The sequence below is a fragment of the Bartonella sp. B35(2025) genome, assembly GCF_053794465.1.
The window spans coordinates 27,467-43,110 of sequence record NZ_CP200035.1 but is presented as its reverse complement, the minus strand read 5'-3'; the positions used below and the strand labels follow the sequence as shown (position 1 = coordinate 43,110).

The 15,644-nt window shown below is 37.3% G+C and carries 14 protein-coding genes; all 14 read left to right on the top strand.

Going from position 1 to position 15,644, the window contains the following annotated elements:
• Positions 1–22: 22 nt before the first annotated feature.
• The 14 genes from miaB (at position 23) to truB (ending at position 15,594) form a co-directional block, all read left to right on the top strand.
• A complete protein-coding gene (miaB, locus tag V4P56_RS00190; RefSeq protein ID WP_455482102.1) occupies positions 23–1,399 on the top strand; it encodes a tRNA (N6-isopentenyl adenosine(37)-C2)-methylthiotransferase MiaB in 1,377 nt (458 codons plus the stop codon).
• Positions 1,400–1,566: 167 nt separating this feature from the next.
• Positions 1,567–2,676, top strand: coding sequence for a PhoH family protein (locus tag V4P56_RS00185; protein ID WP_455482101.1), 1,110 nt, complete (start codon positions 1,567–1,569; stop codon positions 2,674–2,676).
• Between the two features lie 12 nt (positions 2,677–2,688).
• Positions 2,689–3,165 (top strand): rRNA maturation RNase YbeY, encoded by a 477-nt coding sequence (ybeY, locus tag V4P56_RS00180; RefSeq protein WP_455482100.1) that lies wholly within the window; start codon positions 2,689–2,691, stop codon positions 3,163–3,165.
• Between the two features lie 65 nt (positions 3,166–3,230).
• Positions 3,231–4,250, top strand: a complete 1,020-nt coding sequence (locus tag V4P56_RS00175; RefSeq protein WP_455482099.1) for a hemolysin family protein — start codon at positions 3,231–3,233, stop codon at positions 4,248–4,250.
• Positions 4,213–5,847, top strand: a complete 1,635-nt coding sequence (gene lnt / locus V4P56_RS00170) for an apolipoprotein N-acyltransferase (RefSeq protein ID WP_455482098.1) — start codon at positions 4,213–4,215, stop codon at positions 5,845–5,847. The genes V4P56_RS00175 and lnt overlap by 38 nt, the downstream gene beginning before the upstream one ends.
• 146 nt (positions 5,848–5,993) lie before the next feature.
• Positions 5,994–6,407: a helix-turn-helix domain-containing protein gene (locus tag V4P56_RS00165; RefSeq protein WP_455482097.1), complete on the top strand. Its 414-nt coding sequence runs from the start codon at positions 5,994–5,996 to the stop codon at positions 6,405–6,407.
• Positions 6,408–6,541: 134 nt separating this feature from the next.
• Positions 6,542–7,810, top strand: a complete 1,269-nt coding sequence (metK, locus tag V4P56_RS00160) for a methionine adenosyltransferase (protein WP_455482096.1) — start codon at positions 6,542–6,544, stop codon at positions 7,808–7,810.
• Positions 7,807–8,508: a tRNA (guanine(46)-N(7))-methyltransferase TrmB gene (locus V4P56_RS00155; protein ID WP_455482095.1), complete on the top strand. Its 702-nt coding sequence runs from the start codon at positions 7,807–7,809 to the stop codon at positions 8,506–8,508. The genes metK and V4P56_RS00155 overlap by 4 nt, the downstream gene beginning before the upstream one ends.
• 120 nt (positions 8,509–8,628) lie before the next feature.
• The gene (gene rimP, locus V4P56_RS00150; protein ID WP_455482094.1) at positions 8,629–9,279 is read left to right on the top strand and encodes a ribosome maturation factor RimP; all 651 of its coding nucleotides are present in this window, start codon (positions 8,629–8,631) and stop codon (positions 9,277–9,279) included.
• A 49-nt stretch (positions 9,280–9,328) separates the two neighbouring features.
• Entirely contained in the window at positions 9,329–10,942 is a 1,614-nt protein-coding gene (gene nusA / locus V4P56_RS00145) for a transcription termination factor NusA (protein ID WP_455482093.1), read from the top strand.
• Positions 10,943–11,578, top strand: coding sequence for an RNA-binding protein (locus V4P56_RS00140; RefSeq protein ID WP_455482092.1), 636 nt, complete (start codon positions 10,943–10,945; stop codon positions 11,576–11,578).
• Positions 11,575–14,094: a translation initiation factor IF-2 gene (gene infB, locus V4P56_RS00135; RefSeq protein WP_455482091.1), complete on the top strand. Its 2,520-nt coding sequence runs from the start codon at positions 11,575–11,577 to the stop codon at positions 14,092–14,094. The genes V4P56_RS00140 and infB overlap by 4 nt, the downstream gene beginning before the upstream one ends.
• Positions 14,095–14,221: 127 nt before the next feature.
• Positions 14,222–14,629, top strand: coding sequence for a 30S ribosome-binding factor RbfA (gene rbfA, locus V4P56_RS00130; protein ID WP_455482090.1), 408 nt, complete (start codon positions 14,222–14,224; stop codon positions 14,627–14,629).
• Between the two features lie 5 nt (positions 14,630–14,634).
• Complete coding sequence (gene truB / locus V4P56_RS00125; RefSeq protein WP_455482089.1) at positions 14,635–15,594, top strand: tRNA pseudouridine(55) synthase TruB; 960 nt, start codon at positions 14,635–14,637, stop codon at positions 15,592–15,594.
• Positions 15,595–15,644 lie beyond the last annotated feature (50 nt).

Here is a 15,644-nt window from a genome sequence, read left to right as displayed (position 1 = left end):
AAAAAACGGTTAGATGTGCACTATGAAACAAACAAATCCTAAAAATACACTCCCTACTGCGCCCAAAAAGGTTTTTATAAAAACCTATGGGTGTCAAATGAATGTTTACGATAGCCAAAGGATGAGCGATAGTCTCAGCTCACAGGGTTATGTTACAACACACACACCAAATGATGCTGACCTTATTCTAGTTAATACTTGTCATATTCGTGAAAAAGCGGCAGAAAAACTCTATTCTGATCTCGGCCGCTTACGAATAATGCGTCAAGAACGTGCATCTGATAAACCTTTTATGATTGGTGTGACCGGTTGTGTTGCACAAGCTGAGGGGAGTGAAATCTTACGTCGTGCACCAACAGTGGATCTTGTCATTGGTCCACAAATGTATCATCGTTTGCCAGATTTATTAAAACAAGCCAAAGAGGGGAAAAAAGTTGTCCAAACAGATTATGCTGTCGAAGATAAATTTGCTCATTTACCACCTCATAATAAACATGCTGTAAGAAAACGAGGCGTTAGTGCATTCTTAACAGTACAAGAAGGCTGTGACAAATTTTGTACCTTTTGTGTTGTTCCATATACACGGGGTGCTGAAACATCACGTCCCGTTGAACAAATTAGCGATGAAGCACGTCAACTCATTGAAGCCGGCGTCAAAGAAATTACACTCCTTGGACAAAATGTAAATGGTTGGCACGGACAAAGTGCTAATGGAAAAACCTGGCGTCTTGGTGACCTTCTTTATCATCTTGCTAAGCTAGATGGTTTAAAGCGCCTGCGTTACACAACTAGCCATCCACGTGATATGGATGACAGTCTTATTGCTGCACACCGAGATCTTGATATATTAATGCCTTATCTGCATCTTCCTGTTCAATCAGGTTCAGATCGTATTCTAAAAGCGATGAACCGCCAACATAAAAGTATTCATTATCTTCACCTCATTGAAAAAATTCGTACTGCACGACCTGATATTGCCTTTTCAGGCGATTTTATTGTAGGATTTCCGGGAGAAACAGATAAAGACTTTGAAGAAACTATCAAACTTATTAAACAAGTAAAATATAGTTCCGCTTATTCTTTCAAGTATTCCCCCCGACCTGGGACAGTTGGTGCAACAATGAAAAATCATATTGATGAATCTGTAAAAAATGCCCGTCTTCAACGTTTACAAGCCCTTCTCCTTGAACAACAACATGAATTTTTAAACTCTAAAGTTGGTCAAACAACTGATATTCTCATTGAAAAAGCTGGGCGTCACTCTGGGCAAATGATAGGGCGTTCGCCTTGGTTATTGCCTGTTGTGGTAGATACAGAAGCTTCTATTGGTACTGTCATGGAAATTCATATTAAAAATGCGAGCTCAAATAGTTTTGTTGGTGAAATAGCAAATATATAAATACATCTCTAATACTTTGAACAAAATATAAATTTTAGAGAACTATCTTATTTTTGAAAAAATTGATTATACCTTAAATTTACACTTTATGAGACATATATTACTTTTTATAACGTTCATTCTAGAAAGTGTGCAATATTCGGTCAATATAGGAGAAGGAGAATAGGTTGAAAACTTCAACCGAAAAACTAAAGCGCATTAAAGAAAAAATAAATACTTCCCCTGAAAATACTTGTGTCTCAGGAAAAGAAAGTACATCAGATACTAGCCATGTTGTTTTAATTTTTGAAAACAACAAATATGCAAAAGCAGTTTTTGGTAAATTTGATGAAAATCTTGCTTATATTGAAAAAAATCTTGGGCTTAGTATTCATCCACGCGGAAACGAAATTTCAATCTATGGAAAAACTGCCGCCACAAAGCATGCACAATATGTATTACAACAGCTTTATGAACTCGCAAAAATACATTCAGAGCTCACTTTATCAGATATAAAAGGAGCGATTGCTATGGCAAATCTGTCGCAAGAACCACAAGAACCGCTAATAATAACCAAGCATACAACAAAGCATATACCAGCACGATTGTGTACCCATAAAAAAATAATCCATGCTCGAACCCCAACACAAGATGCTTACATACAAGCAATGGAACGTGCTGAACTTGTTTTTGGTGTAGGACCAGCAGGAACAGGAAAAACATATCTTGCTGTTGCATATGCTGCAATGCTTCTAGAACGTGGTATCATTGAACGAATTATCCTTTCACGTCCTGCTGTTGAAGCTGGAGAACATCTTGGTTTTCTTCCTGGTGACCTCAAAGAAAAAGTTGATCCATATTTACGACCGCTTTATGATGCCCTCTATGATATGATGCCCATCGAAAAAGTAGAACGTATTTTGGCTTCTGGTGTCATAGAAATTGCTCCTCTTGCTTTTATGCGTGGACGAACACTTGCTCATGCAGCTATCGTTCTTGATGAAGCACAAAATACCACACCCATGCAAATGAAAATGTTTCTTACACGTCTTGGAGAAGGAACACGAATGATTATCACTGGTGATATAAGCCAAATTGATTTGCCTGAAGGACAAAAATCAGGTTTAATTGAAGCAATACGTATTCTCTCAAACATAGAAAATATCGCAATCATTAATTTTGATGAAAAAGACGTTGTACGCCATCCTCTTGTTGCAGCTATTGTCCGGGCTTATAATCATGATTCTAATACACAAAACAAAAAAATGCCATTCTCATGCACCTTATCAAAAAAATAAATTCTATCTTTCATGATTACTATTGATATAACCATTAAAAGCTCTGGGTGGAATGATAAGAAAATGCTTTATAATATCACCGAAAAAGCATTAACAACTACAATGCATCATGTTTCATTAGAAAATGTTGTAAGCGAAGTCAGCTTACTTTTTACGGATGATAAACATATAGAAAAAATCAATGCTCAATGGCGCAACCAAAATAAGCCTACCAATGTTTTATCCTTTCCTGCTTTTCCTCTTCAAGCTGGGGAAAGCCCAAAATTAATGCTCGGTGATATCATCATTGCACGAGAAACTGTTGCGCTTGAAGCAAAAAAAGAAGGAAAATCATTTCAGGATCACTTGACACATATGATTGTCCATGGTGTTCTCCATCTTCTTGGTTATAATCATGAAACAAGCGATGAAGCTCATCAAATGGAAGAGCTTGAAAGAGGAATTCTTCAAAAGCTTTCCATCAAAGATCCCTATACTGAGTTGTCTTAAAATGATAAAATTTAAAGCATCTTATATGTTTGTTGTAAAAAGGAAATTTAGAAGATTTTAGAATCATGGCAAACAAAGTTAATGTACAAAATAATAATCAAACATCTTCTAATATTGAAGAACATTCCCTTCAACAAGCAAATCATACGGAAAAACTCTCTCTAATAAACCATTTGTTTTCATTCTTACGTGGCCGCAATTATACATCACTGCGTGATGATCTTACTGTTGCACTTACTGCTGATAATGAAAAAAATGCTGCTCCTTTTTCACCTGAAGAACGTATTATGCTACACAATATCTTGCGCTTGCGTGAAGCACGCGTTGATGATGTCATGATTCCACGTTCTGAAATCAAAGCATTAGAAATAAATACCTCCCTTAAAGAAGCTCTTAAATATTTTGCAAAAATTGGCCATTCTCGCATACCTGTTTATGCTGAAACTTTAGATGATCCGTGGGGAATGATCCATATTCGCGATATCCTTAATTATATGACTCGCTTTATTACTAAATCAGTCCAGACTGAACAGACAGCTGATTTTCTTCAATTAAGCCATACAGATTTACACATTCCAATTGGTGAACTAGATTTGATTCGAAAAGTTCTCTTCGTTCCCAGTTCTATGTTAGCAAGTAAATTACTAACACGTATGCAAGCCACACGAACACAAATGGCTTTAGTCATTGATGAACATGGTGGTACAGATGGTTTAGTTTCTATGGAGGATATTGTTGAATTAGTTGTTGGCGACATTGAAGATGAACACGATAATGTCGATAATGCTATTGTACGTGAGCCCAATAATAAATGGCTTGTTGACGCAAGGACTGAATTAGAAGATGTGGAGAAAGCTCTTGGTCCTGATTTTGTTGTAGGAGAATACGGTGATGAAGTTGATACTATTGGTGGTTTGATTGTTTCCATTCTTGATCGTATTCCTGCAAAAGATGAAGTTATTGAAGCTATACCTGGCTATCGATTTCGTATTTTAGAAGCCGATAAACGCCGAATTAAGAGGTTGCGCATTTTTCGTATCCCAGAAAATGAGAATTTTAAGAAAAATGCCACCTATAAAGAATAATCAAGCGTTTTTTAATAACTTTACACTTTTTCTACTTTCTATTACTGGATGGAAGCAACAAATATTGGTAATTTTATGTGGTGCATTGACATCTTTTGCACTTCCACCTTTTTATTTGACACCTATTTGCTTTTTAACTTTCCCAATCTTTATCATTTTACTTGATAAAATAAGTACTATTCAAAACTATAATAAACGCCTTCTAACCTATGCCTTAAGTTGTGGAATTTTTGGCTTTAGTTATTTTATTTGTAGCCTTTGGTGGCTGGGTAATGCTTTATTAATAGATCCAGTTGCTTTCGGATGGGCGATACCATTTGCTATTTTTGGTCCTCCCATCTATCTTTCTCTTTATTGGTTTTTTGCTGGTTTTATTGTTGGTTTATTATGGACAAAGGGAATAGCACGCTTCTTTGTTTTAGCTTTTGCACTAGGACTGGTGGAATGGTTACGTGCTATTTTGTTCACAGGCTTTCCATGGAATGCCCTTGGTTATACAGCTATGCCAACCCCGATGCTCATGCAATCAAATGCAATCTTTGGGCTTTATGGAATGAATATTCTTGCTGTCTTAGTCTATAGTTTACCTGCTGTTCTATTAACAGATGAAAAAAAACAATTCGCACTTTCTCTTTGCTCATCACTCATATTATTCCACAGCAGCTTTGGATTTTATCGTCTTAATACTATACCCAACATAGCTGATTATAAAAAAAGCAATTATTGGGTGCGCATTGTTCAACCTTCTATCCAGCAAAATTCAAAATTAAGCAATACCACACCAGAAGCTATATTTTCAGCCCATATAAATCTGAGTGCAACACCAACAACTAATCAAAATAAAAAACCTGACTTGATCGTATGGCCTGAAGCATCTATTCCTTATATTTTCAATAATTCTTCTTCTCTCACAATGCGTATTGCCTCTTTTCTTAAACCCGAACAGTTGGCTATTATTGGTGCTGTGCGAACAAGCAATGATTCCTCCGATACTAAAACACAGTATTTTAATACAATTGTAGTTATTAATGATAAAGGTGATATTCTTAACATTTCCGATAAACTTCATCTAGTTCCTTTTGGTGAATATCTTCCCTATCAAAATTTGTTAAATAAAATTGGATTACGTACCCTTTCTGATAATATTGGTGGATATAGTGCTGCTAGTGTGCGCGAAACTGTCATGCTGCCAAATGGTTTTTCTTATCTTCCGTTGATTTGTTATGAAGCAATATTTCCCAACGAAATGACTTTTCAAGGCTCCCCTCCTCAAGCAATTATTAATGTTACAAATGACGCATGGTTTGGTGTAACACCCGGTCCATATCAACATTTTCAACAAGCACAGCTCCGGGCCGTTGAATTAGGAATTCCCCTTATACGAGCAGCCAATAATGGAATATCAGCTGTCGTTGATTCTTATGGACGAATCGTTGTAGCTCTCAAACAAAATGCTGTTGGTATTATTGATTCACCGATTCCATCACCAATTACCCCTGTATGGAACCATGAATACAGAATATTCTTCACTTTCATCTTATTCGTTCTTATGTTATTGTGTCGCATCAGTTTTGGTTCTACAAAACAGCCTAAATAATCTAGTGCCCATGTACGATATCATGTTATGCGTACCAGTAACGTTGGGAAGAAATATTACATATTATTTTAATTATATGATAAACCAACTACACATAGATTTTGTGTTGGTTTGGAAGTAAGGTGCTGAAAATAAAGAGTTGTATTATGACTGAAACTAGAAAAAAACCTGATCCTATAGATATTTATGTCGGAACCCGTATTCGTTTACGTCGTAATATTTTAGGACTAACCCAAGAGAAATTGGGGGAAAAATTAGGCGTTACTTTTCAACAAATTCAAAAATATGAAAAAGGTACGAATCGTATTGGTGCAAGCCGCCTTCAAGCAATCGCAGAAATTATGGATGTACCTGTTTCCTATTTTTTTGATAAAGGTATGAGTACCCAACATGTAGAAGGCTTTGCCGAAAACGATAGTAATTTTATAGATTTTTGCTCCAGCAGTGAAGGAATCCAACTTATGCGTGCCTTTACTAATATATCTGATGTTAAAGTACGTCGAAAAATTATTGATTTAGCAAAAGCACTTTCTGAAGAAGATCTGACAAATAAGTTATAAAACAAAAATTATATCCTCTCTCTCTATCACTTCATAAATCGGCATTGACGACTTGCCACGAGATTGGCAAATAAGAGTAACTTTTGTAAACAATTATTGAGAGTATTGGTTTTCTTTTTTTTGAAGGAGTTCCTATGCCGTATCAAGATTATCTTTTTACTAGTGAATCGGTATCAGAGGGACACCCTGACAAAATTTGTGATCGTATTTCTGATGAAATTGTTGATATGGTCTATAAAGAAGCTAAAAAAACTGGTACTGATCCGTGGTTAGTACGTATCGCTTGTGAAACTTTAGTAAGTGTCAATCGTGTTGTTATTGCCGGTGAAGTACGCGTTCCCGATACACTCTTAAAAAGAGATAAGAATAAGAAATTTGTCTATGATGAGGCTGGCTTACCACTCATTAATCCTACTCGTTTTCGTGCAGTAGCACGCCGTGCCATTCGTGCGATTGGTTATGAACAAGTAGGCTTCCACTGGAAAACTGTTAAAATTGATATTCTTTTACGCCCCCAATCAGCTGATATTGCAAGGGGGGTTGATCATGCTACGGATCAGCATAATGCAGAAGGTGCAGGTGATCAAGGCATTATGTTTGGGTATGCCTGTCGTGAAACACCAGATTTCATGCCTGCACCAATTTATTATGCACATAAGATTCTAAAACTTCTTGCCGCAGCTCGTCATAACAATGAAGGAGAAACCGGAAAATTAGGACCAGACGCTAAAAGCCAAATAACAATACGATATAAAAATGGACAACCTATAGAAGTAACATCTATTGTTCTTTCAACACAACATTTGGATGAAAGCTGGGATTCAAATAAAGTCCGTACAGTAGTTGAGCCTTATATTCGTCAAGCGTTGCATGATATTCCTATTTCTTCTCAATGCAGTTGGTACATCAATCCAACGGGAAAATTTGTGATCGGTGGCCCTAAAAGTGATGCAGGATTAACGGGGCGTAAAATTATCGTTGACACTTACGGAGGTGCTGCTCCTCATGGTGGAGGAGCTTTTTCAGGCAAAGATACAACAAAAGTTGATCGTTCTGCAGCTTACGCTGCACGCTATCTTGCTAAAAATATTGTTGCAGCTGATCTAGCAGAACGATGTACCATTCAGTTATCTTATGCGATTGGTGTTGCACAACCTTTGTCTATTTATATTAATCTTCATGGAACAGGAAAAGTTGATGAAAGTGTTATCGAAGCGGCAATCCGTAAAATAATGGATCTTTCACCAACAGGTATTCGAAAACATCTTGACCTCAACAAACCTATTTATACAAAAACAGCTGCTTACGGTCATTTTGGACGTACACCAAAACGTGATGGTTCATTTTCATGGGAAAAAACTGATCTCATTAAGACACTTAAAACTATGATTAAAATACCATGATTGCGCACAATATGCATACATTTAAGACTTTTTTTGGTCGCCGACAAGGAAAACGATTACGCGACAATCAAGTTGCGCATATAAAAATGTTACTCCCAATTTTTAACATTGATTTAAATCGCCCCACACCCTCAGACTTAACATCCTTATTTTCTAGCAAAGTAAAAGAAGTTCGACTTGAAATTGGTTTTGGTGGAGGCGAATATTTACTCCATGCAATGAAACATTTTCCACAAACTGGTTTTATTGGTGTAGAACCCTTTATCAATGGAATGGCAAAAATATTAATGGCTATCGAACGACATAAACAGCATCAAACTCACCTTCGCCTTTATAATGATGATGCCACACATCTTCTTGATTGGCTTCCAAATGTATCACTGGATGGAATAGACCTCTTCTACCCTGATCCATGGCCTAAAAAAAAGCATTGGAAACGACGCTTCATAAACATGAAAAATCTTAATCGTTTTGCTCGAGTTCTAAAAATAGGAAAAAAAATTCGCTTTGTAAGCGATATAGAAAGTTACGTAAACTGGACTATATACCATTTTACCCACCACCAAAACTTCGAATGGGAAGCAGAAAATCCTAAAGATTGGAAAACCCCTTATCCACTATGGCTCAGCACCCGTTATGAAGCAAAAGCTTTACGTGAAGGACGAACGCCCACTTATCTTACTTTTATCAAGAAATAAATGATAAAAACACTTTTACTATAAACAACTTGAAAAACTTTACGTTTAAGAGTATCAGTGAATAAATTCTTGGTCTTATGATGAGGAGTGGGCCGTTTAGACCCGCTCCTTTTTAATATCATGAAGCTGACTTGGATGAAATGTATGAACGAAACTGAAAGAATAAGTGATATTGACGAACCGCGTCTATTTGAAGAAAATGGTATCGAGGCACATGTAGCAACTCTTGTTACACCATTGCTTAAGTCTTTAGATTTTCGTTTAGTTCGTATAAAACTTCTTGGCTTAAATGGTTTAACACTTCAGATTATGGCTGAGCGCATTGATGGCTCCATGACAATAGAAGATTGTGAAACTGTTAGTCGAACTGTTTCACCCCTTCTTGATGTACAAAATATCATTGAACGCAAATATCATTTAGAAATTTCATCTCCTGGAATTGATCGCCCATTAGTAAGAAAATCTGATTTTTTTCATTGGCAAGGGCATATTGCAAAAATTGAAACAAAAATAACAATCGAGGGACGCCAGAAATTTCGTGGAACACTTACCAACGTTACGAAAAATGGCTTTACCTTAAATACCGATAAAGCTATCCATGGAGAAGTAATGTGTATTTTCATTCCTTTTGATAACATCATCGATGCACATTTAGTGCTTACGGATGAGCTTATTCACGACGCATTGAAAAAGAATAAAGATTTAAGTCAACAGTTAATTCCCGAAGATAATTCTCGCATCTCAAAACAAGCACGAAATCAAAAAAATTAATATTACTGAGATCAATGCCGATCGTATGGCACAAAGAAGGAGAAAATCGATGGCTATAAGCGCTAACAAGCTTGAAATTCTGCAAATTGCAGATGCTGTTGCACGTGAAAAGTCGATTGACCGTGAAATTGTCATTTCTGCGATGGCTGATGCTATTCAGAAAGCAGCGCGTTCTCGTTATGGTCAAGAAACCAATATTCGTGCTGAAATCAATTCCAAAACAGGTGAAATTAAATTACAACGTCTACTTAAAATTGTTGATGTCGTTGAAGATTATACAACTGAAATTACTTTATCCGATGCACTTAAACACCAAACGGATGCAAAAATTGGTGATTTTTTTTCTGATTTATTGCCTCCCATGGATTTTGGGCGTATTGCAGCACAATCTGCTAAACAAGTTATTGTACAAAAGGTGCGTGATGCAGAGCGTGATCAACAATATGAAGAATTCAAAAATAAAATTGGTGAAATTGTTTCTGGTACAGTAAAACGTGTAGAATATGGTAATGTTATTGTTGATTTAGGGCGTGGTGAAGCTATCGTACGGCGCGATGAATTAATTCCACGTGAATCCTTCCGCTATGGAGACCGTATTCGTGCCTTTGTCAGTGATGTGCACCGCGAACCGCGAGGTCCACAAATTTTCCTTTCACGTACACACCCTCAATTCATGGTAAAACTTTTTACCATGGAAGTGCCAGAAATTTATGATGGTATTATAGAAATTAAATCAGTTGCCCGTGATCCAGGTTCACGTGCTAAAATTGCCGTTGTCTCACGTGATGGTTCAATTGATCCTGTTGGTGCATGTGTTGGGATGCGAGGAAGTCGCGTTCAAGCTGTTGTTGCAGAATTACAAGGTGAAAAGATTGATATTATTCCTTGGTCACCGGATGCTGCGGTATTTATCGTTAATGCACTGCAACCTGCTGAAGTTTCTAAAGTCGTTCTTGATGAAGATGCAGAACGTATCGAAGTTATTGTACCTAATGATCAACTCAGTCTTGCTATTGGTCGGCGTGGACAAAATGTTCGTTTAGCTTCACAATTAACAGGATGGAATATTGATATCTTAACAGAACAGGAAGAATCTGAAAACCGTCAAAAAGAATTTACCGAACGCAGCAAATTATTCATGGAATCGTTAGATGTTGATGAAATGATTGGGCAAGTTATGGCATCAGAAGGCTTTTCCTCTATTGAAGAAATAGCCTATATTGATCTTGAAGAAATAGCTTCTATTGATGGTTTTGATCATGAAACTGCTGCAGAAATACAAAGTCGTGCACGTGAATATCTAGAACATAAAGAAAAAGAACTTGATGAAAAGCGCAAAAAACTTGGTGTTTCTGATGAATTACGAACACTTCCTGGCATGACAAGTGCCATGTTGGTCGCTGTTGGCGAAGATGGTGTAAAAACAATAGAAGATTTTGCAGGCTATGCGGTTGATGATTTAGCTGGCTGGAGAGAGCGTAAAGAAGGTCAAATACAGAACTTTTCTGGCATTCTGACCCCATTTGATATTACACGTGCTGATGCAGAAGCTATGGTTTTAGCTGCACGTGTGCAGGCAGGTTGGATAGATCAAGCTGATCTCGTTAAAGAAGACCCTGCAGAAAATAAAGAAATAGATAATTTGAATGTGGATACATTTTAAATGAATGAAAGAACCTGTATTGTAACAAGAAAAAATGCTTCAGCAAAAACGCTGATTCGTTTTGTTATTGGTCCCAATAATCAAATTATTCCTGATCTTAAATCTAATCTTCCTGGGCGTGGTATTTGGATATCTGCTCACCGCTCTATCATTGAGAAAGCAATAAAACAAAAAGCTTTTAATAAAAGTCTTAAAACAGATGTTGAGGTTGCACCAAATCTCGCACATATTGTAGATACACTTTTACTGAAAGCCGCTCTTGGAAGTCTTTCCATGGCACGAAAAGCAGGCGCTGCTATCATGGGAGCAACTAAAGTTAATGAAGCCATCCGTGCTGGTCAAGTCATTTTTGTGCTTCATGCTAAGGAAGCTACCGAAGATGGAAAACGAAAAATTTCACAAGCCATCTACACGATACAACAACAAAAAAATCAAAATATAAAAACTGTATCTTTATTTACAAGTAATGAAATGAGCGTAGCTTTTGGGGTTAATTCTGTGATGCATGCAGCCTTATTGAATAAGAAAGCTGCTGAAGGGTTGCTCAAAACGATATACAAACTAACTGCCTATCGTGATGACAAGCACTGTAAGCCTGGTGAGATGACAGCACAATCCGTAAAGGAAATACAATGAGTAAAAATAATGATGATGAAACGACAGTCAAGAGAACATTGACTCTAAAACGGTCAGTCTTAGAAACCAGCACGGTTAAACAAAATTTTAGCCATGGCCGTACGAAAGCTGTGGTTGTCGAAACCAAGCGGCGTAAAATTACACGACCTGACGAAAAAGCTGAAATACCACAGCCAATTACTAAACCACATGTGGCGCCTCAACGCTCTAAACCACGATTCAAAGAAGAAATACCAAATAAACCTACAGCAAAAAGTAATCTCTCATCGGCTGAAATGGAAGCAAGATTTCGTGCACTAGAAGAAGCACATATCAAAGAAAAAATAATGCGCGAACAAGCCGAAGAGCAAGAAAGAAAAGCTAAAGAGCGTGAAGAAAACTTACGCAAAGAAGCTGAAAAAACACAAACACATCAAAATGAAAATCCAACAATACAGGATCTACCTCTTTCTTCTACTCTTTCCACAACAGAGCCGATAGATATTCCTATTACGCCTAAAAATACAAATGTAACTGAAAAGCGCAGAATAGATGATAATAAAGATGATGATAGACCTAACCGACGTACAGGCTCTGCCAAATCAGAAATGCGTGCACCCAAAGTCATAAAAAGTGCCGATGAACGACGCCGCGGAAAACTTACCCTCAACAGTGCACTAGATGAAGAAGGTAATGCACGTGGGCGCTCAATGGCTGCAATGCGCCGTAGGCAAGAGAAATTTAAACGTGCACAAAATCAAGAACCAAGAGAGAAAATTTCTCGTGAGGTTGTCTTACCTGAAACTATTACCATTCAAGAACTTGCACAGCGTATGACTGAGCGCTCTGTTGATGTAATTAAATTTTTAATGAAACAAGGACAAATGATGAAACCCGGCGATATTATTGATGCAGATGTCGCCGAACTCATTGCTGTTGAATTTGGCCATACTGTTAAACGTGTCTTAGAATCTGATATAGAAGAAGGTATCTTTAATATAACTGATAATCCTCAAAAAATGCAACAGCGTCCACCAGTTGTAACAATAATGGGGCATGTTGATCACGGAAAAACTTCCCTTCTTGATGCGATTCGAAAAGCAAATGTTGTTTCTGGTGAAGCGGGAGGTATTACACAGCATATTGGTGCTTATCAAGTAGAACAAAATGGTCAAAGGATTACCTTCATTGATACACCTGGGCATGCTGCCTTCACAGCTATGCGTGCTCGTGGAGCTCGTGTTACAGATATTGCTGTTCTAGTTGTAGCTGCTGACGATAGTGTCATGCCGCAAACAATTGAATCTATCAATCATGCTAAAGCAGCTGGTGTACCAATTATTGTTGCTATAAACAAAATTGATAAACCAGCTGCTGATGCACAAAAAGTACGCACAGAACTTTTACAACACGAAGTATTTGTTGAATCCATGGGTGGAGAAACTTTGGAAGTTGAGGTTTCTGCTAAAACTGGTCAAAATCTTGATAAACTTCTTGAAGCGATTCTTCTTCAGGCTGAAATTCTTGATCTAAAAGCAGATCCAAAACGAACTGCAGAGGGTGTTGTCATTGAAGCCAAACTGGATCGGGGTCGTGGATCTGTTGCAACAGTTCTTGTTCAAAAAGGTACATTACATCCTTCTGATATTATTGTTGCTGGAAATGAATGGGGTCGAGTACGCGCCCTGATTGATGATCATGGTCGCCATATAAAAGAAGCGGTTCCTTCTACACCTATCGAAATTTTAGGTATGCAAGGAACACCACAAGCCGGTGACCGATTTGCTGTTGTTGCTCATGAAACAAAAGCACGGGAAATTGCTGAATATCGTCAACGATTAGCACGTGATAAAGCTGTAGCACGACAAACTGGTTCTCGTGGTTCTCTTGAGCAAATGATGACCAAATTACAAACCACTGGTGTCAAAGAATTTCCCCTTATTATTAAAGGAGATGTACAAGGATCGATTGAAGCAATCGCTTCAGCATTAGAAAAACTAGGAAATGAAGAAGTACGTGCACGCATTATGCATTCTGGTGCTGGAGGTATCACCGAAAGTGATATTTCTCTTGCTGAAGCTTCAAATTCTGCTGTAATTGGCTTTAACGTTCGGGCTAATAAACAAGCACATGATTTAGCTAAAACACAAGGAATTGAAATTCGCTATTATAACATCATCTATGATCTTGTTGATGATATAAAAGCTGCCATGTCAGGACTACTTTCACCAGAACAGCGCGAAGCTTTCCTTGGTAATGCTGAAATTTTAGAAGTCTTTAGCATTACAAAAATTGGGAAAGTTGCTGGATGTCGTGTTACAGAAGGTAAAATAGAACGAGGAGCTGGTGTCCGCCTTATTCGTGATAATATTGTTATTCATGAAGGAAAACTTAAAACACTCAAACGCTTCAAAGATGAAGTTAATGAAGTACACAGTGGTCAAGAATGTGGTATAGCATTCGAAAATTATGAAGATATGCGTGCAGGAGATATCATTGAAACCTTCCGAGTCGAACATATTAACCGCACATTATAAAGTAATTCAGTGGCTTTATCTTATACAAAGTAAGAAAAATTATTGAATTTTATGTGCAGTATCTCTGTTCTTTTTTATCTTTTGAGATTGTTAAAAGAAAAGCATTTGTAATAAAGGTAAGATTTTGATGAAAAATGCAGCGCCATCGCAACGGCAATTAAGAGTGGGAGAACAAGTCCGCCATGCATTAGCTCATGCATTACAGCGAGGTATTTTACTTGATGATGTCTTAAAGGACGTAGTAATTTCTATCTCTGAAGTACGTATGTCGCCAGATCTTAAAATTGCTACCTGCTTTGTTTTTCCACTAAGTACTCTAAAAAATGCTCCTCATGCTAATGTCGTTAATGTCCTCAATAAACATAGCCGTTTTATCCGTGGAGAAATAAGCCATGCATTACGACAAATGAAATATATGCCTGAATTGTGTTTTCGACTTGATAGCAGTTTTGACAATTTTGCAAAAGTTGATGCTTTGCTCCGCTCACCTGAAGTAGCACGTGATCTTCACCCTAATGATGAACTTGAGAATTAAAAAATATGACACGGCAACATAAAAAAAGAGGCCGTTCTGTTTCTGGATGGGTGATATTCGACAAACCCAAAGGAATGAGATCAACAGAAGCTGTCTCACAAATTAAACGGCTCTTTAATGCACAAAAAGCAGGACATGCAGGTACACTTGATCCTCTTGCTTCTGGTGCACTGCCAATTGCATTGGGTGAAGCAACAAAAACTGTTCCCTATGTTATGAGAGGCACAAAAACTTACCATTTTCACATTGCTTGGGGAGAAGAGCGTACGACAGATGATCTGGAGGGTAAAGTAACTAAAATATCTCATAAACGCCCAGCACAAGAGGAAATACTTGCTCTTCTTCCTAAATATACAGGTGTTATTTTGCAAACACCTCCACAGTTTTCTGCAATAAAAATCGCCGGTAATCGCGCCTATGATTTAGCACGTAAAGGTACAGCTGTTGAAATTTCACCACGCCAAGTGGAAATAGAAACTTTCAAATTAATTGATACCACCGAAAAAAAATATTCTGTCTTTGAAGTAACATGTGGAAAAGGAACTTATGTGCGCTCCTTAGCACGTGATATAGGACGTGATCTCGGTTGTTATGGATATATCGCTGACTTAAGGCGAATTGCAGTATCGCCCTTTTGTGAAAATGATCTTGTTACATGGAACGATTTAAAAGCAGCAGCCTCTGATAAAGGTATAACAAATGAAGATAATATTTCTCCAAAAAGTCATTTTACAGCACTTGATGAGCTATTAATTGAAACAAGTGCAGCACTGAATTGTCTCTCTCATTATATCCTTAATAAAAATCAAGCACAACAAGTAATAAGAGGCAATTCAGTACTTCTGTATGACCACAACACACTCATTGATGAAGATGAGGTTTATGTAAGCTACAAAAACAAACTTCTTGCCATCGGCATTCTTGATAAGAGACAGTTTAAACCAAAGAGAATTTTTACAATTTAATAAGTTTCTGCCACAATAATTTTTTGTAGAAAAAATATTTTCTCACATTG